17 protein-coding genes are annotated in these 17,061 nt (G+C 32.2%); 6 read left to right on the top strand and 11 right to left on the bottom strand.

What is annotated here, in order from left to right:
* The 3 genes from ACK5ON_RS12925 to ACK5ON_RS12915 form a co-directional block, all read right to left on the bottom strand.
* On the bottom strand, positions 1 to 741 hold a 741-nt coding region (locus ACK5ON_RS12925; protein WP_409823239.1), incomplete at its 3' end, for a prohibitin family protein.
* A 58-nt stretch (positions 742 to 799) separates the two neighbouring features.
* Positions 800 to 2,182 carry an MATE family efflux transporter gene (locus ACK5ON_RS12920; protein ID WP_409823242.1) on the bottom strand — a complete coding sequence of 461 codons (1,383 nt, stop codon included), beginning with the start codon at positions 2,180 to 2,182 and terminating at the stop codon, positions 800 to 802.
* 38 nt (positions 2,183 to 2,220) lie between these two features.
* A complete protein-coding gene (locus ACK5ON_RS12915; protein ID WP_409823236.1) occupies positions 2,221 to 3,093 on the bottom strand; it encodes a PPK2 family polyphosphate kinase in 873 nt (290 codons plus the stop codon).
* Positions 3,094 to 3,120: 27 nt separating this feature from the next.
* Here ACK5ON_RS12915 and ACK5ON_RS12910 point away from each other — a divergent pair, with 27 nt between their 5' ends.
* Complete coding sequence (locus ACK5ON_RS12910) at positions 3,121 to 3,945, top strand: DUF6929 family protein (protein WP_409823234.1); 825 nt, start codon at positions 3,121 to 3,123, stop codon at positions 3,943 to 3,945.
* Between the two features lies 1 nt (position 3,946).
* On the opposite strand, the gene ACK5ON_RS12905 is transcribed toward ACK5ON_RS12910, so the two are convergent.
* The 8 genes from ACK5ON_RS12905 to ACK5ON_RS12870 form a co-directional block, all read right to left on the bottom strand.
* On the bottom strand, positions 3,947 to 5,245 hold the full coding sequence (locus tag ACK5ON_RS12905) for a hypothetical protein (RefSeq protein WP_409823231.1): 1,299 nt from the start codon (positions 5,243 to 5,245) through the stop codon (positions 3,947 to 3,949).
* 63 nt (positions 5,246 to 5,308) lie between these two features.
* A complete protein-coding gene (locus ACK5ON_RS12900; RefSeq protein WP_409823228.1) occupies positions 5,309 to 6,943 on the bottom strand; it encodes an ABC-F family ATP-binding cassette domain-containing protein in 1,635 nt (544 codons plus the stop codon).
* A gap of 246 nt (positions 6,944 to 7,189) precedes the next feature.
* On the bottom strand, positions 7,190 to 7,492 hold the full coding sequence (locus ACK5ON_RS12895) for a hypothetical protein (protein ID WP_396174462.1): 303 nt from the start codon (positions 7,490 to 7,492) through the stop codon (positions 7,190 to 7,192).
* Between the two features lie 42 nt (positions 7,493 to 7,534).
* The gene (locus ACK5ON_RS12890; RefSeq protein WP_396174464.1) at positions 7,535 to 7,837 is read right to left on the bottom strand and encodes a type II toxin-antitoxin system RelE/ParE family toxin; all 303 of its coding nucleotides are present in this window, start codon (positions 7,835 to 7,837) and stop codon (positions 7,535 to 7,537) included.
* A 1-nt stretch (position 7,838) separates the two neighbouring features.
* A complete protein-coding gene (locus tag ACK5ON_RS12885) occupies positions 7,839 to 8,054 on the bottom strand; it encodes a hypothetical protein (protein ID WP_396174466.1) in 216 nt (71 codons plus the stop codon).
* A gap of 63 nt (positions 8,055 to 8,117) precedes the next feature.
* A complete protein-coding gene (locus ACK5ON_RS12880; RefSeq protein ID WP_396174467.1) occupies positions 8,118 to 8,333 on the bottom strand; it encodes a DUF2007 domain-containing protein in 216 nt (71 codons plus the stop codon).
* A gap of 110 nt (positions 8,334 to 8,443) precedes the next feature.
* Positions 8,444 to 9,058 carry a DEAD/DEAH box helicase gene (locus ACK5ON_RS12875; protein ID WP_396174469.1) on the bottom strand — a complete coding sequence of 205 codons (615 nt, stop codon included), beginning with the start codon at positions 9,056 to 9,058 and terminating at the stop codon, positions 8,444 to 8,446.
* Between the two features lie 68 nt (positions 9,059 to 9,126).
* On the bottom strand, positions 9,127 to 10,290 hold the full coding sequence (locus tag ACK5ON_RS12870) for a sigma-54-dependent transcriptional regulator (RefSeq protein ID WP_396174470.1): 1,164 nt from the start codon (positions 10,288 to 10,290) through the stop codon (positions 9,127 to 9,129).
* A gap of 319 nt (positions 10,291 to 10,609) precedes the next feature.
* Between ACK5ON_RS12870 and panB the strand changes: the two genes are divergently transcribed.
* From panB to ACK5ON_RS12845, 5 genes are all read left to right on the top strand, one after another.
* Positions 10,610 to 11,428 carry a 3-methyl-2-oxobutanoate hydroxymethyltransferase gene (panB, locus tag ACK5ON_RS12865; protein ID WP_409823221.1) on the top strand — a complete coding sequence of 273 codons (819 nt, stop codon included), beginning with the start codon at positions 10,610 to 10,612 and terminating at the stop codon, positions 11,426 to 11,428.
* 29 nt (positions 11,429 to 11,457) lie between these two features.
* The gene (locus tag ACK5ON_RS12860; protein ID WP_409823218.1) at positions 11,458 to 12,147 is read left to right on the top strand and encodes an RluA family pseudouridine synthase; all 690 of its coding nucleotides are present in this window, start codon (positions 11,458 to 11,460) and stop codon (positions 12,145 to 12,147) included.
* A gap of 56 nt (positions 12,148 to 12,203) precedes the next feature.
* On the top strand, positions 12,204 to 13,538 hold the full coding sequence (locus tag ACK5ON_RS12855) for a hypothetical protein (RefSeq protein WP_409823215.1): 1,335 nt from the start codon (positions 12,204 to 12,206) through the stop codon (positions 13,536 to 13,538).
* A 60-nt stretch (positions 13,539 to 13,598) separates the two neighbouring features.
* Positions 13,599 to 14,930 (top strand): aldehyde dehydrogenase, encoded by a 1,332-nt coding sequence (locus ACK5ON_RS12850; RefSeq protein ID WP_409823211.1) that lies wholly within the window; start codon positions 13,599 to 13,601, stop codon positions 14,928 to 14,930.
* A gap of 658 nt (positions 14,931 to 15,588) precedes the next feature.
* On the top strand, positions 15,589 to 17,061 hold a 1,473-nt coding region (locus ACK5ON_RS12845), incomplete at its 3' end, for a PAS domain S-box protein (RefSeq protein WP_409823207.1).

The raw sequence follows: 17,061 nt of genomic DNA, 5'->3' as shown, positions 1-17,061 counted from the left end.
TTCTACTCTTTTACGCTCGGCTTCTTGCTTTTCTTTTTGTAGTACAAACTGCATTTTTTGTGCTTCTTGTTCGGCATTAATTTTACTTTCGATTGTGGTTTTTACAGATGCAGGAAGATTAATGTTTCGAATTAATAATTGCTCCAAGACTAAACCTCTTGATTTAAAATCGGTTTCTATACTTTTCGTTATTCGTTGTTGAAATTCACCTCTTTTTGTTGAATATAATGCGACTGCATCATAATAAACTGCGTTATCACGAATTCGTGTTCTGGTAACTGGTCTAACAATTTTATCGGTATAATTTTCACCAATACTTTTTAAAATTTTTGGAGCATCTTGAGGTAAGACTCTATATAAAACCGTTAAATCAATTACGACTTCTAATCCGTCATTAGATAGTACTCTAATAGCATCGTCTCCATCTTTGTCGCCTTCATCATGAATGGCCGACATGGTATAGTTTTGGGTTTGCGCATCAAAAATGGTAATGTCTAATAAGGGATTGACCATATGCAAACCACTGACCAAAACATCGGGTTGTACCTTTCCAAATAATGATTTCACACCTAATTTTCCGGCATCTATTTGTTTAAACGATGACGATAACAAACCAATCAAGATAATAACAATGCCGAATATTTTAAAAAGATTGGCAAATTTTGCAATAGGGTTTTCATTATTTTTTAGTGTGAAACTGATAATGATTAAGATAATACCAATAATAAATGAAAGTATCATTTTATAAAATTTTAAATTATACGCTGGTTATACGTAACACTCTTTGGGAAGTTACAAATTATTGGGAAGCATTTTCAACAACTAACTTTTTAGTCAAATAATGAAATCGAATAAAAAGAAAAATTGCCGCTGCAGTTAGTCCGGCTAATAATCCTATCCAAACTCCAACAGCTTTAAGAGACGTATATTCTCCCAAATATAATGAAATTGGAAAACCTACAACCCAATACGCAACAAATGTAATGTACATGGGGATTTTCACATCTTGTAAACCACGTAAAGCGCCCAAAACAACCACTTGTATTCCGTCCGAAATTTGGAAAACTGCGGCTACCAAAAGTAATTTGGCCGCAATGCTAATTACTTCTTGATTGTCTAGTAGTTGCCCTTGATTTTCCATATTAAGAAACAAATAAGGTAAAATTTGATGCAGTATAACAAATAGTAGAGCAAAAACAATTTCTATAATAATAGCTAGCAAAAATATGGAACGTGCAACAACAATTAACTGTTTGTATTCTTTCAACCCTTTTTGTTGACTAATTCTAATCATAGCAACCACACTCAATCCCATGGCAAACATAAAGGTCATAGAAGCCAAACTCAACGCTATTTGATTTGCTGCTTGACTGGTTTTTCCAATAGTACCACAAAGCCAAATAGCTGCGGTAAACAAGACTACTTCAAAAAGCATCTGCATGGCCGAAGGAAAGCCAAGATTGATGATTTTTTGTAGCATTTCTTTCTTAACTTCATCAAAACTAAAATCACAGAAGTACTGTTTTAATTGCTCTTTTCGTGATAAAATGATGTGCATAAAAGTGACCATGGCAATACGGGATAATACGGTTCCTAAACCAGCCCCGAGAATACCCATTTTTGGGAAAATCCAAATACCATAAATTAAAAGATAATTAATGATGACATGAAGAATGTTTGCCATTACGATAGCATACATCGAAACTTTTGTCAATGACAAACCGTCTGCAAATTGCTTATACCCTTGATACACAATTAGGGGCACTAAAGAAAAAGCCACCCAATTTAAAAAGGGACTGGCTAAAGCAATAACTTCTTTGGGTTGATGCAGTAATTCCATAATGGGTTTGGCTAGCAATACCAATCCGAATAGCATAAAACCTAAAATGATACACAAAAACAAACCATGATGAAATATAGAACGAATTTTTGGACTGTTATTTTCAGCATCCGCTTCGGCTATCATTGGAGTAATGGCCGTAGAGAATCCAATACCAATTGACATGGCGATGAAAATCAAACTATTTCCTAATGAAACAGCAGCCAATTCGGTTGAACCTAATTGGCCAACCATAATATTATCGACAATACCAATTAGCGTATGACCAAGCATCCCAATAATTACTGGATAGGCCAATTTTAGATTATAGGAGAACTCTTTGGTATATTGGGATAAATTCACGTTGTTCATTTTTGAATTGGAAAAGATAAGTGGTATTATTACTTCAGTTGGTCTTTATACAAATCGATATGCGCTTTTATTTTTGGATCCAATTCAGGTTCTTTTATATCAGTCAATTTTTGAAGTTCTTTCCAAATAATTTTGGCAACTATATAACGTGCAATTCCTTTATCGTCTGCAGGAATAATGAACCATGGAGCATAGCTTTTAGAAGTCTGGTTGATGGCTTCTTCATAATATTTCATATAATCATCCCAAAGCTCTCTTTCTTTTAAATCACCTGTCGAAAACTTCCACTGGTCTTCAGGTTGTTCCAAGCGTTTTAGCAATCGTTTGCGTTGCTCCTCTTTACTCATATGGAAATAAAACTTCAAAATTGTTGTTCCGTTTTGAGCGATATGTTTTTCGAAATTATTGATTTGCTCCATTCTGTTTTCCCAAAACTGTGGCGTAATATCCTCCACTTTCTCAATTCCAGGTAGGTTTTCAAATAAGATATATTCGGGATGAACGCGCGTTACCAAAACATTTTCATAATGGGTTCGGTTAAAAACAGCAAACTTTCCTTTTTCGGGTAAAGCCAAATAATGCCGCCACAAATAATCGTGTTCTAACTCAGTAGAATTGGGCGTTTTAAAACTATGCACTACAACACCTCTCGGATTAAACTCTTTGAAAACTTCGCGAATCAAACTGTCTTTACCACTCGTATCCATGCCTTGCAGACAAATTAAAAAAGCATGACGGTTGTGTGCATACATCGCATCTTGTTTCAAACTTAGCTTCTTTTGAATTTCGTCAAGAGCAGTTTCTTCATCACTTTTACTGGTATTCATTGAGAGTTCTGTTGGAATTTTTGACAAATCAATTGGAGCTTTTACTCTAAAATCTTCGGGATTTATATTTTGCATACACTTAGTTTTTATATTTGTAAACTTATGGAAAAATTTCAACTTTCAGTATTATTCAAAATTATTGGGATTGGTTCAGCATCCGGTTTAGTCTATCATCAAGATAAACTTTATATCATTTCTGATAATAGTACTTTTTTGTATGAATACAATATATTGAACAAAAGATTAGACAAAATTGCATTAGTTGAAAATCCAAAAGATAATATCATCAAAAAGGAGAAGCCCGATTTTGAATCGATAACTTTAAAAGGCAATAACTTAGTCCTATTAGCTTCTGGTTCAACAGACAGAAGAAATCAACTTTTTAAATACAATATCAATTCTAAAAAAATAAAAGAAAAAAGTTTTGAAGAATTTTACAGAAAACTTAAATCGGAACTTGAAATAAAAGAAGATGAACTCAATATTGAAGGATTAATTTTAAATGATAAAAAAATCTTCTTGTTTCAACGTGGTAATGGTGGCAATAGTAAGAACAGAATTATTTATGCCGATGATGAACTCGATAATCCAAAATTTAAATTCATTCCATTTGAATTACCTAATATAAAAAATGTAGAAACCACATTTACCGATGCGATTTTGGTAGAAGATAAAATTTACTTTCTGGCTGCTGCTGAAGACACTAGCTCAACTTATGATGATGGAGAAGTGTTGGGAAGCATCATTGGTTGCATTGATTTAAAAACATTTAACCTTGAGTTCAATTATCAAATTTCAGATAAACATAAATTTGAAGGATTGACATTGTATAAAAAAACAGCAACTCAACTAGAGTTGCTGCTTTGTGAAGATACTGATTCCGAAGTTTTAGTAACTGATATTTATAGCTTGATTATAAATAAATAAATTATCTTCTTCCGCCACCGCCTCGGCTTCCACCGCCAAGACTACTTGCACCTCCACCACCATAACTTCTACTGCTGCTTGAGCTACGATTTCCACCGCTAAATGAGCCAGAACCACTTGATGGACGAGAGTAAGAACTTGATGATGCTCGGTTTGAAGCCGAAGATGACATATTTGATGCTCGATTTGATGAAGTAGCATTATTATTCATCGATGCTCGGTTTGAAGCCGAAGATGACATATTTGATGCTCTGTTGGAAGATGAAGAAGTTGAAGCTCTATTTGTAGCTGATGAGTTATTATTCATTGACGCTCGGTTTGACGAAGCAGAATTATTATTCATTGAAGCTCGGTTTGATGAAGAAGAATTACCTTTTGAAGCACGGTTTGATGAGGTATTTCCAGAAGCACGATTTGAAGTCGAAGCACGATTTGAAGTTGAAGTACGATTTGATGGTCTGCTACTCACGTTTCCATTATTTCTATAGTTACCATTTCTATTGTAATTATTAACAGTTGTTGACCTATTTCTGTAATTATTATTATAATTATTATAATGATTAAAATTATTAACATTAATATTTACATTACCACGATAACCACCATAATAACCTCCATGACAATATGAATGGTTAGACCAATAAATACCAAAAGTTAAAGGATACCATGGACGAAAATAGGGAGGATAGTATCCATAATAATAAGGAGGAAAATAAGGCACATACATTGGCGAATAAACATATTGTACAATAGGAGCAGATTGAACCACAACAACAGTTGTTGTAGTTGTAGTTGGAGTTTGAGCTGCAGTAATAACTTGTTCCCCAACATTACTTCCTGAATATCCTGGATTAGCAGTATTGTTTTCTTTGTTTCCACTTGGTTCAATAACATAATCTTTACCATACAACTCTTCATCGCCTACAATCTGAATTGAAACATTATTACTTTTATCTTTTGAAACTAAAATAACCGCTATATCTTGTGTTTCAGATTTGTTTATCGGAACTTGAAGTACAAATGAAAAATTATCTCCATCTTTATTGGTAACTACTTTAATAAAATCTACTTTTTTATCATTGTCTAAATCCAAATTATTGATTTTTGATTTATCATCATTAAGTGTTTTCTCAAAATCTTCAATGGTTTTTGACTTTTGGAAAACTTCCAAAACAGCATAAAGATCTAAACCATCGCCTGGCAACCCTAATCCTTTGGCATCAGAATCAGTTTGAGAAAATGCCGATATACTAAACAAACTTGTAAGTAGAATAACTATTGGTAAAAAAATATTTTTCATTTTTATTTTTTAATTTAATTATTATTAAAAATATTATTGAATACAAAATTACAAAATTTATCTTTACTTTTCAATCTCCCTTAAACTTTCCATTTTCTTGAGGGTTAGGAAACCTTTTATATCTTCAAAATGTTCTTTTACTCGTTTGTGTCCAAATTCAAAAACTTTGGTTGCCAAACCATCTAGAAAATCTCTATCGTGTGAAACCAAAATTAACGTGCCATCAAAATCGCGCAAGGCATCTTTTATAATGTCTTTTGTTTTCATGTCTAAGTGGTTCGATGGTTCATCAAGAATTAACAAATTGACTGGTTCCAATAATAATTTTATCATAGCCAAACGTGTCTTTTCGCCGCCCGAAAGTACTTTTACTTTCTTGGTCACATCATCGCCATGAAACATAAAAGCACCTAAGATATCTTTAATTTTAGTACGCACATCGCCTACAGCAATATCATCAATAGTTGAAAAAATAGTTGCATTTTCATCTAAAAGTGATGCTTGATTTTGAGCAAAATAACCAATCATGGCGTTGTGCCCAATTTCTACTGAACCACCATTGATTTCAATTTCTTTCATAATGGCTTTAATCATGGTTGATTTTCCTTCTCCATTTTTGCCCACAAAAGCTACTTTATCGCCTCGTTCTATTACTATATTGGCGTCTTTAAAAATCAAGTGGTCACCATAAGATTTTGTCAAATCCTTTACAATAACAGGATATTGACCTGAACGAATGGAGGGAGGAAATTTTAATTTCAATGCCGAAGTATCAATTTCATCAATTTCAACTGGCACTATTTTCTCTAACATCTTTACACGTGATTGTACCGACAACGTTTTTGAAAAAGTACCTTTAAAACGGTCAATAAACTCTTGGTTTTCAGCAATCATTTTTTGTTGCTCATCATACGCTTTTTGCTGATGAATTCGTCGGTCTTTTCGAAGTTCGAGGTAATGAGAATATTTGGCTTTGTAGTCATAAATTCTTCCCATTGTGACTTCAATGGTTCGGTTGGTAATATTATCAACAAATGCTCTATCATGTGAAATTACTACAACAGCTTTTGCCGAATTAATCAAAAAATCTTCCAACCATTGTATACTTTCAATATCCATATGATTGGTGGGTTCATCAAGCAAAATCAAATCGGGTTTTTGCAATAGTATTTTGGCTAATTCAATTCGCATTCTCCATCCTCCAGAAAACTCCGAAGTTTGACGATTGAAATCTTCTCTTTCAAATCCTAATCCTACAAGGATTTTTTCTACTTCGGCTTCATAATTGATTTCTTCAATAGCATAGAATTTTTCGCTTAGGTCTGAAACTCTTTCAATTAATTTCATGTAATCATCACTTTCATAGTCGGTGCGAATGGTTAATTGCTCATTAATCTCATCAATTTCTGCCTTCATTTTAAAGATTTCGCCAAATGCTTTGGACGTTTCTTCCATCACAGTTGCACCATCTGTCGTTAACAAATGCTGCGGCAAATAAGCAATAACAGCATCTTTTGGTGCCGAAATATTTCCGCTCGACGGTTTTGCTTCGCCAGCAATAATCTTTAAAAGTGTTGATTTTCCGGCTCCGTTTTTACCCATTAGGGCAATTTTATCATTTTCATTAATAGCAAAAGAAACATCGCTGAAAAGAGTGGTTCCGCCAAATTGAACGGAGATATCGTTAACTGTAATCATTTTTATTTAGTTGGAAGTTGTAAGTTAGAAGTTGGAAGACTTCAAACTACTAATTTTTTAAAGCGGCAAATATAGAATTTTAAATACTCAATCGAAATTCTTCTTTTATTGCATTTGCTTTTAATTACTTTTTAAATTTTATTGGATTTTGACGACAATCAAAAATTTGAAGTATTCATTTGCTGTAATTGAGTTTTTTGAGTTTCTATTTCCCTAGTAATTAGTAGATTGAAGCTATTTAAATAACTAATTCATAAAAGTACTTTCATCCAATTCAACATATTTTGTATATTTTAAAGTTTGTTTATCAAGTAAATACAAATTGCCAAAATAACATCCTAAAAGATAACATTCATTTAATTCACCTGATTTCTGAATTTGAATTTCAAAATTATTTAGGATATTAATATTTCCAAATGTGATATAATCTCCCATATAAGTACCTTTTTCGAATTCCCATGTAGCATCCATTCTGCCGGGTAAAAACATAAAACGGTCAAGCGTGACTATAAAAAGAAAAAAAGGCAATATCCTGATTATTTTTTTCATACTAAATACTCAAACGAAATTCTTCAATAACTGGATTGGCTTTTAATTACTTTTTAGTTTTATTGGATTTTGACGACAATCAAAAATTTGAAGTATTCTGATTTCAGTTTTAGACTGAATTTTATAAATGATTTTATAATCACGAACAATCATTCTTCTATATGGCTCTCCAAGTATTTCATCTACTTGGTATTGTTCAGTAAAATGAATGTTTTTGCTTTGTGAAACTATATCTTTTATCACATTTCTTGCGCCTAGTAGTGATTTTAATTTGATGAATTCATATATTAATTTCAAATTGGCTTTAGCTTGATTATCCCAATAAATTTTAATTGGATTTTGCATGCTACCAATTCTCAATTTCTTTTTCTAAATCTTCAATTGTAGTAAATTTACCCGATGAAATTCTTTCATCAGCTTCCTTTACCATTTTAATATATTCTTGTCTATCAACTGGATAACCACTAATAGTATGTGCAACAACTGCTTTGTCTAAAACTGATTTTAGTGCCAAAATCTTATTTAATTTACTTTCATCGTTAATATGAAGTAACCAATCCATCAATTCGATTTTTTTTGAAGCTATATCCATAGAAAAAATTATATGAAAACAAATATACAAATTTTAAATACTCAAACGAAACTCTTCAATAACTGGATTGGCTTTTCCAAAATCAATTTCCTGAATGAAAAGCTCAACAGCTTTTTCGGGTTGAATACTTGGCAATACATTTGCCTGATTGTTGTTGCGAATCACTGTGTTTACACCTATTCCTTCTATTTTTTGTTGCAATGACAACGCTAAGATTTCCTTACCTGAAAAAATTTTTATTAAGCCCATGATTTTGGTTTGTGGTTTGTGGTTTGTGGTTTGTGTTTTGTGGTTTGTGGTTTGTGGTTTATGGTTTATGGTTTGTGGTTTAAAGTTTAAGATTGACTAAACAAAGATTGTTATTCCTCCATTTCAAAGAAAGTGGGTTCTATCATGATTTTTTCAGCTAATACTGCTACTCTCTCTGTGATTTGGGAACAAAAAAACAATCGTTGTGTTTTTTCGATGCTATTGGATAATCGTAAAATTATTGCATCCATTCGGTTTCTAAAAAGAATATCAGCATCGTCAATAATCAACATTTTTATGGTATTGATATTAAATCCAGCCGAGGAGAACATGGCATTTATTTTGTTTGGAGTACCTATCAGCACATCCAATCCTAACGAAATGATATTTTTATCATAATCGATATCACCTTTGTCATGAACGCCTAAAATACTTAAATCATGATAAGTTCCAAATTTTAAAAAAAGTGCTTCCATTTCCAAAACTTTCTCTTTATTCTCAACGATAATTAGAACTCTGGTACTTTCGCCAATAGATTTTTCCATTCGCTGCAATACATTTATCACAATTGTAGTCGATTTTCCACTGCCTCCAACCGATTGAATTACCGCATCAGCACCACTTTTTATAGTAGAAAATGTTTCCTGCTGCATTTCATTGGCTTCGGTTAGACCGTTTTCAATGAGCGCTTTTTGAAGATTTGGGTTTATTTTTTTTAAATTCATATTAATTTAGTTGCGGGTTAAAGGTTGCGAGTTCAAAGTTAACTCGAAAGCCTTAACTCGGAACTTGTTTATTTACTAGCAAACAACTTCACATCCGTTTCTGAAATTTCGTTTCCCCCAAGGATAATTAAGCGTTCAACCACGTTTCGTAGTTCTCTAATATTTCCAGTCCAATCGTATTCTTGTAATAATTTGATAGCATCATTAGAGAATGACTTGGATGTGTTTCCTTGTTCTTCGGCAATTTTGGTTGCGAAATGTTCTATTAATAATGGAATATCATCTCTCCTATCATTCAACGCTGGAACTTTTATTAAAATAACCGCTAAACGATGATATAAATCTTCACGAAATCGACCTTCAGCAATTTCTTTTTTCAAATCTTTATTGGTAGCTGCAATAACACGAACATCTACTTTGATGTCTTTGTCTGCTCCTACTCTTTGAATTAAACTTTCTTGCAATGCTCTTAGTACTTTGGCTTGAGCTGCCAAACTCATATCGCCAATTTCATCTAGGAAAATAGTGCCACCATCAGCAGCTTCAAATTTTCCAGCTCTATCTTTTACGGCTGATGTAAAAGCGCCTTTGACGTGACCAAACAATTCGCTTTCTATTAATTCTGATGGAATAGCAGCACAATTTACTTCAATGATTGGAGCATTTGCTCTTTCGCTTTTTTGATGTAATTGATGCGCTACCAGTTCTTTTCCGGTTCCGTTTGGCCCCGTAATTAAAACTCTAGCGTCGGTTTTAGCTACTTTTTCTATCATCAACTTGATTTGATTGATTGCCTCACTTCCACCAATAATTTCGTAGTTTTTGGAAACTTTTTTCTTTAAAATTTTATTTTCAACAACCAGTTGTTTTTTGTCTAATGCATTGCGAACAGTATTTAAAAGACGGTTTAAATCTGGCGGTTTTGAGATGTAATCAAAAGCACCAAGACGCATCGTTTGAATAGCGGTTTCCATATCGCCATGACCAGAAATCATGACCATTGGAATTTCGGGTTTTATTTTTTTTACGGCTTCAAGTAGTTCTACACCATCCATTTTTGGCATTTTGATGTCACATAAAACCAAATCGTAATCGTTGTTTTTGATTTTTTCGTATCCAAGTTTTCCGTCTTCGGCTTCATCTACTTTATACGTAACACTCTCCTCAATGAGTATTTTAATTAAAACTCTACGAATGGATACTTCATCTTCTATGATTAATATTTTAGGCATACTTTATTTTTTTACTGCAAAGTTCGCAAAGATGTTTCGCAAAGTTCGCTTAGTTTCAAACGGTTTCATTCATGACCCTGATTGAAGTGAAAATCCTATTTTTATTGCCTAAGCAATTAAAAAAACCTACCTGCCGGCAAGTAGGTTGAAACGAAAAGCAGGAAAATGGTTTATTTATAGCCCGAACCTTTCGCTACTGAAATGCATCAGCACACATCCTAATCAGTTTTGACAAAAGTAGTATAATTTCACATTAAGCGACTAACTTTTGTTGCATCAAAAATAGATTTAATACTTTTGTACTTCAAAACGAGCAACTATGTCTACAGTTAAAAAAGATTACAAAAGAATAACAACCAAGTCATTATTTGACATGAAAGCCAATGGCGAAAAAATATCGATGCTGACTGCCTATGATTACTCTATGGCAAAAATTGTAGATTCTGCAGGTGTTGATGTTATTTTGGTTGGCGATTCCGCTAGTAATGTGATGTCGGGTCATGAAACGACTTTGCCTATTACGCTTGACCAAATGATTTACCATGCTTCGGGAGTTGTTCGAGCAATAGAAAGAGCATTGGTGGTGGTTGATTTGCCTTTTGGTAGTTATCAATCCGACCCAAAAGAAGCTTTGCGATCTGCTATTAGAATAATGAAAGAAAGTGGTGGACATGCTGTTAAATTGGAAGGCGGAAGCGAAATTAAAGAGAGTATCAAACGGATTTTAAATGCTGGAATTCCAGTAATGGGACATTTGGGTTTAACACCACAATCCATCTATAAATTTGGAACCTACACTGTTCGTGCCAAAGAAGAAGAAGAAGCCGAAAAACTAATAGAAGATGCAAAATTATTAGAACGCATAGGATGTTTTGCCTTAGTGTTAGAAAAAATACCAGCTGCATTAGCCGAAAAAGTAGCTAAAACTATTTCCATTCCCGTAATCGGAATTGGTGCTGGTGGTGGTGTTGATGGACAAGTATTGGTCATTCACGATATGCTCGGAATGAACAATGAATTCAGTCCCCGATTTTTGCGTCGTTATTTAAATTTATATGAGCAAATGACCGCTGCTATTGGAAATTATGTTGCCGATGTAAAATCGAAAGATTTTCCAAATGTTAATGAACAGTATTAAGCCCCCCAACCCCAAAAGGGGAGTTGACCATGAAAATAATCTCCACCAAAGACAACCTCCAAATCCTTCATGAAGACAATCACTTAATTGTCATTAACAAACGTGTAGGCGATATCGTTCAAGGAGATAAAACGGGGGATAAACCGTTGTCTGAAGTTGTTAAAGAGTACGTTAAAGAAAAATACAACAAACCTGGCGAAGTGTTCTTGGGTGTAGTGCACCGATTGGACCGACCAACAACTGGAATTGTAGTTTTTGCTCGAACTTCTAAAGCATTAACTCGATTAAACGAAATGTTTAGCAATCGAGAAACGCAAAAAACGTATTGGGCAATTGTGAAAAATCGTCCTGAAAATGCAGAAGCAACTTTAGTACATTATCTGAAAAGAAATGAAAAAAATAATACTTCTAAAGCGCATACTAAAGAAATTCCAGAAAGCAAAATAGCCCGTTTAGAGTATAAAATCATCAAAATGCTTGATAATTATTTTGCGTTGGAAATCCATCTTCATACCGGAAGACATCACCAAATCAGAGCACAATTGGCTGCTATAAACTGCCCAATCAAAGGTGATTTAAAATATGGTTTTGACAGAAGTAATTCGGATGGAGGCATTCATCTTCATGCAAGAAAATTGGTTTTCATCCATCCTGTTTCTAAAGAAAATATTGAAATTGTTGCACCAACTCCAAATGATGCTATTTGGAACTCTATTTAAAAATTAAAAAGTGTAACTTTACGTTTTTAGTTTAACCCTACATAAAAATACCTACAATGAAAACATTATTAATAACCTTTAGTTTGTTCGTTGGATTTGCTGCTATTGCACAAGATAATTTTTCAGGAATCAGCACTTCTAATCGCGTTGGAATTCTTAACGCTACAATTAACCCTGCAGAGTTTTCCAATCTCTCCAAAAAGTTTGAAATCAATTTTTACGGATTAAGTTTTGATGTTTCAAATAATAAAATTGGCTTCAACGATTTAATTTCTGACACAAATTTAGAAGACTTAATTTTTAAGGGAACTGAATCGGTTAATATGCGAATTGATGGCCAAATATTAGGTCCTAGTTTTGCCATGAAATGGAAAAAATGGGGATTTGGAATTACAACTAAAGCTAATGTAAAATTTGATGTTGTAGATGTTGACACCACTTTAGGAAATGCCATTTTCAATAATGATTTACCTCTTAATACTTCTGTTTTAAACCAATCTGAAAATCAACGATTATCAGGAACTTCTTTTGGTGAAGTTGGTTTTTCGGCGTCCAGAAATGTATTTGAAAACGATAATCATCGATGGGATGTTGGTGTTACGCTTAAATTTTTATTTCCAGGCTCCTACTCTAATTTTGGTTTGAGTAATTTAAACGGAACCATAACACAAAACGCAAGTGGTGCGTTTTTAACAACCAATCAACCTGCAAATTTGAATGTTGCTTATTCCGGTAGTTTAGCGGATAGTTTTTCTAACTTTAATGATTATACCCAATCTGTTTTTGGTGGGCTAAACGGAGTTGCAACGGATATTGGAGTAACCTATCAATGGAAAGATGGCAAAGAAAAATATAAAATTAAAGGTGGGCTATCCGTTAGAAATATGGGCAGCATGACTTTTAAAGACGATAATAATTACAATACAAATTATACTTTTACGACACAAGGACGTCCTCCATTAAATTTAAATTTATTCGAAAATGTTGATAATTTGAGTGAAGTTGAAACTATTTTAATAAGCAATGGCTATCTAACGCAGATACCAAATAAAACCGACTTTAAAGTAAATCTACCCACATTATTAACAATGTATGCCGATTTTAAAATCGTTCCTAAAGTATATGTCACGGGGTATTTGCAACAAAAAATGAAAAAAGACGATGGTAACGAACAAATTACATCCCGCAATATTTTTTCGGTAACTCCTAGAGTAAACTTAGGATTCTTTGAAGCGTATCTACCGGTTTCTACAGATGATATTTCGGGAACCAATGTAGGTTTCGGATTTAGATTGTCCGGGTTTTATCTTGGTTCCAATTCAATCATCACTTCATTAACAGATGGAAAACAAGCAAATATTTATACGGGTTTTCGATATGCTTTTTTATAATTTTATACATTTGAATTTTATTTTTAATAAAGTAACTTACTGAACCAATTCAATCAAGATATGATATTCAAAAATGATATAAATTACCGAAAACAAACGCTAATAAAACTGCTGAATTGTGTTGAGTTACACGAACAAGAAATTATTCAAGCTTTATTTGATGATTTCAAAAAGCCAGCATTTGAATCGGTAGCAACCGAAACCAGCTATATTCTTGCTGAATTAAAATATACTATAAAAAATATTCACAATTGGGCAAAGCCCAAAATGGTTTTTCCATCCTTTTTTAATTTTCCATCAACCGATTATATTTATAAAGAACCTTATGGAAAGGTCTTAATTATTGCTCCTTGGAATTATCCCTATCAATTGGCGCTTTCGCCTTTGATTGCAGCTGTAGCAGCAGGAAATCAAGTGGTTTTAAAACCTTCTGAACTAACTCCAAATACGTCAAGAATTATTTCCAAAATTATTAGTGAAACTTTTGATAAAAACCATGTCGCTTGTATTGAAGGCGGTGTTGATGTTGCTCAAGAATTATTAACACAACGCTGGGATTATATATTTTTTACAGGAAGTGTTCCTGTTGGTAAAATTGTTGCCAAAGCAGCTGCAACCCATTTAACGCCAGTTACACTTGAACTTGGTGGAAAAAGCCCTTGTATTGTTGATGAAAGTGCCAATATAAAATTGGCAGCCAAAAGAATAGTATGGGGAAAATTCCTTAACGCAGGTCAAACCTGTATTGCTCCCGATTACCTGCTGGTTCATCAAAATGTGAAGGAAAAATTGATTGAAAATTTAAAACTAGAAATCACAAATGCTTTTGGTAAAAATCCCGAAATTTCCCCAGACTTTGCACGTATTGTCAATGAGAAAAATTGGAACCGATTAGCTGCAATGTTGGAAAATGAGACAATTCTATTTGGGGGAAAAGCTTCAAATGAAGATTGTTATATTGCTCCTAGTCTTGTAGACGAGCCAAGTTTGGATAGTTTAGTAATGCAAAATGAAATTTTCGGGCCAATTCTCCCTATTATAAGTTATCAAACAGAAGATGATTTGGATATAATTATTTCTAAATATGAAAAACCATTATCATTATATATATTTAGTGAAAATAAATCATTTGCAAAAAGAATAGTTCAAAATTATTCTTTTGGTGGAGGTTGTATTAACGATACTTTAATTCATTTTACCAATAAAAGATTGCCTTTTGGAGGTGTAGGTCACAGTGGTATTGGAGCTTATCATGGAAAATTTAGTTTTGCTATTTTTTCACATCGCAAAGCAGTTGTAAAAAAAGGAAATTGGCTTGATTTACCTACAAGATATGCCCCTTACAATGGAAAATTAGAAACTATTAAACGTTTATTAAAATGGTTTTCATAAAAAATCATTTGTTTATCTGTTTATAATACATATTTTTTATATTTTTAACGTATTGATTTTAATTACCTAATCTAATTAACCTAACTTTATTTCCTTACTATTGAATAAATTACTTTCTATTTATAGTGCCAATAATTCCGTTGTAATTATATTATTAATGACGGTCATACTATTACTTTGTTTGGCCATATGGAGAACTTTTCAAAAAAAACTACCGTTAAATCTTGAATATACAGAATTTAAACCTAAAGATGATCCATTTAGGATATATTTCCTTTTTTTTGGAATTACAATTCCGTTAATTCATACTCTGTTAGTAGTTTTTGATATTCCATCACATAATTATTTAGTCAGTAATTATTTTTTTGGTGGTATATCTCTTTTATTCTATTTTTTGGGAAATAGTTACCCTTTTTTTTATAAGAATCTCAACAAAATTTTTACAATTTTCTATTTCATTTATTTCACATTCATTTCATATATTGTCTTTTTTAACCCCTTTGAAATAGTTACGTTTCTAACATTAATCGTACTCTTTTTTATTTCCTATTTTGTCATCGAAAGCAATACTTATTACTGGATTTTTGTAGTTTCTATTTTTATTTTACTTGCTGTTTTTTATCAATTAGATTATATCGAAAGCAAATATATTATTATAATGGCAGGAGCTTTTATTGCTTTAATTGCCTTTCACATATCAAGATATTTAGCAAATGTGGATATTCGAAATAAATTTATTTTTTCTAGCATCATAGTTAATAATGGAAATTCTTTGATTTTAACTACTAATAAAAAAGGAGAAATAACATTTTGTAGCGAGTCGATCAAGGATATTTTAGGATATGAAGTTGAAGAGATTTTAGGTATGGGATATTGGAATTTAACAAAAGACATTGAGTTTAACTCTGAGACTTTTAAGGATAGTTTTATTGATGATAGATTATATGTTAGAAAATTAAAGTGCAAAAATGGCGATTTTAAATACATTCAATGGAAAGACAAAAAATATTCTGATGATATTTTAATCGGTATAGGTCAAGATGTAACCGAACAAATTAATGTTAAAGATCAATACAGAAATCTGATAGAATCGGCGGCCGATTTAATTTATGAAATAGATTTGAATGCAAAATTGTCTTATGTAAATCAATTTGCAGAAAGTACACTTGGCATGTCTAAGGAAGAAATACTAAACAAACCGTTTTATAAATTTATTGGGGAAGAATATTTAAACTATGTTATTGATTTTTATAAAGATGGCCCAGACGAAAAGAATAAATTTGGTGATTTAGTTTTTCCACTAATAAGAAAAGATGGTGAACTAGTTTGGGTGTCACAAAAAATAACCTACAAGAAAAATGAAAACGATGAAATCATCGGATATTCGGCAATTGCTAGAGACATTACTTTTGTAAAAAAATTAGAACTAGAACATTATAATAGAAGTAAAAAGGTTAGAATACATAACGAAACTTTAAAAAAATTAACTTCATTAAGCTATTCAAACCAAGATACCTTCAATGGAATACTAAAAAACATTCTAAAAGCCGCAGGAAAAAATTGCTCTATTGACAGAATTAGCTATTGGTCCTATAATAATGAAGGGTTGCATTGTGAAAGCATCTACTATTTTCAAATTGATCGTTTCGAAAAAAACTTTTTCATTGAAAAAGACAAATATCCAATCTACTATAATAGTTTAGAAAATGGTTTACAAATTGTAGCTTCAAATGTTTATAACAATACGATAACTCAAGAACTATGTTTAGATTATTTTCCAAAATACAATATTAAATCATTACTAGACACTCCAATATTTATTAATGGAAAAATTATTGGTATTTTATGTTTTGAAAAAGTAGAAAAAATTGTAGAATGGGATAATGAAGATATTAATTTTGCTCGTTCACTCTCCGATCTTATTGCTATAGCAATTGAATCACAAATGCGCATAGAGTCCGAACAAAAACTTTTTTATAAAAGCGAAGTATTATTAGAAATAACAAAAAACACCGAAAAGTTTTTATTATCAAAAAATACAGATGAAATTTTTGAAGGAATTCTTTATGCCATTGGCAATGTTACTCAGGTAGATAAATTATCTTACTATGAAAAGAGTCCAGATAATAAA

This window comes from Flavobacterium sp., from assembly GCF_046317795.1.
Taxonomy (GTDB): Bacteria; Bacteroidota; Bacteroidia; order Flavobacteriales; family Flavobacteriaceae; genus Flavobacterium.
This window is presented reverse-complemented; position numbering and strand designations above follow the sequence as displayed.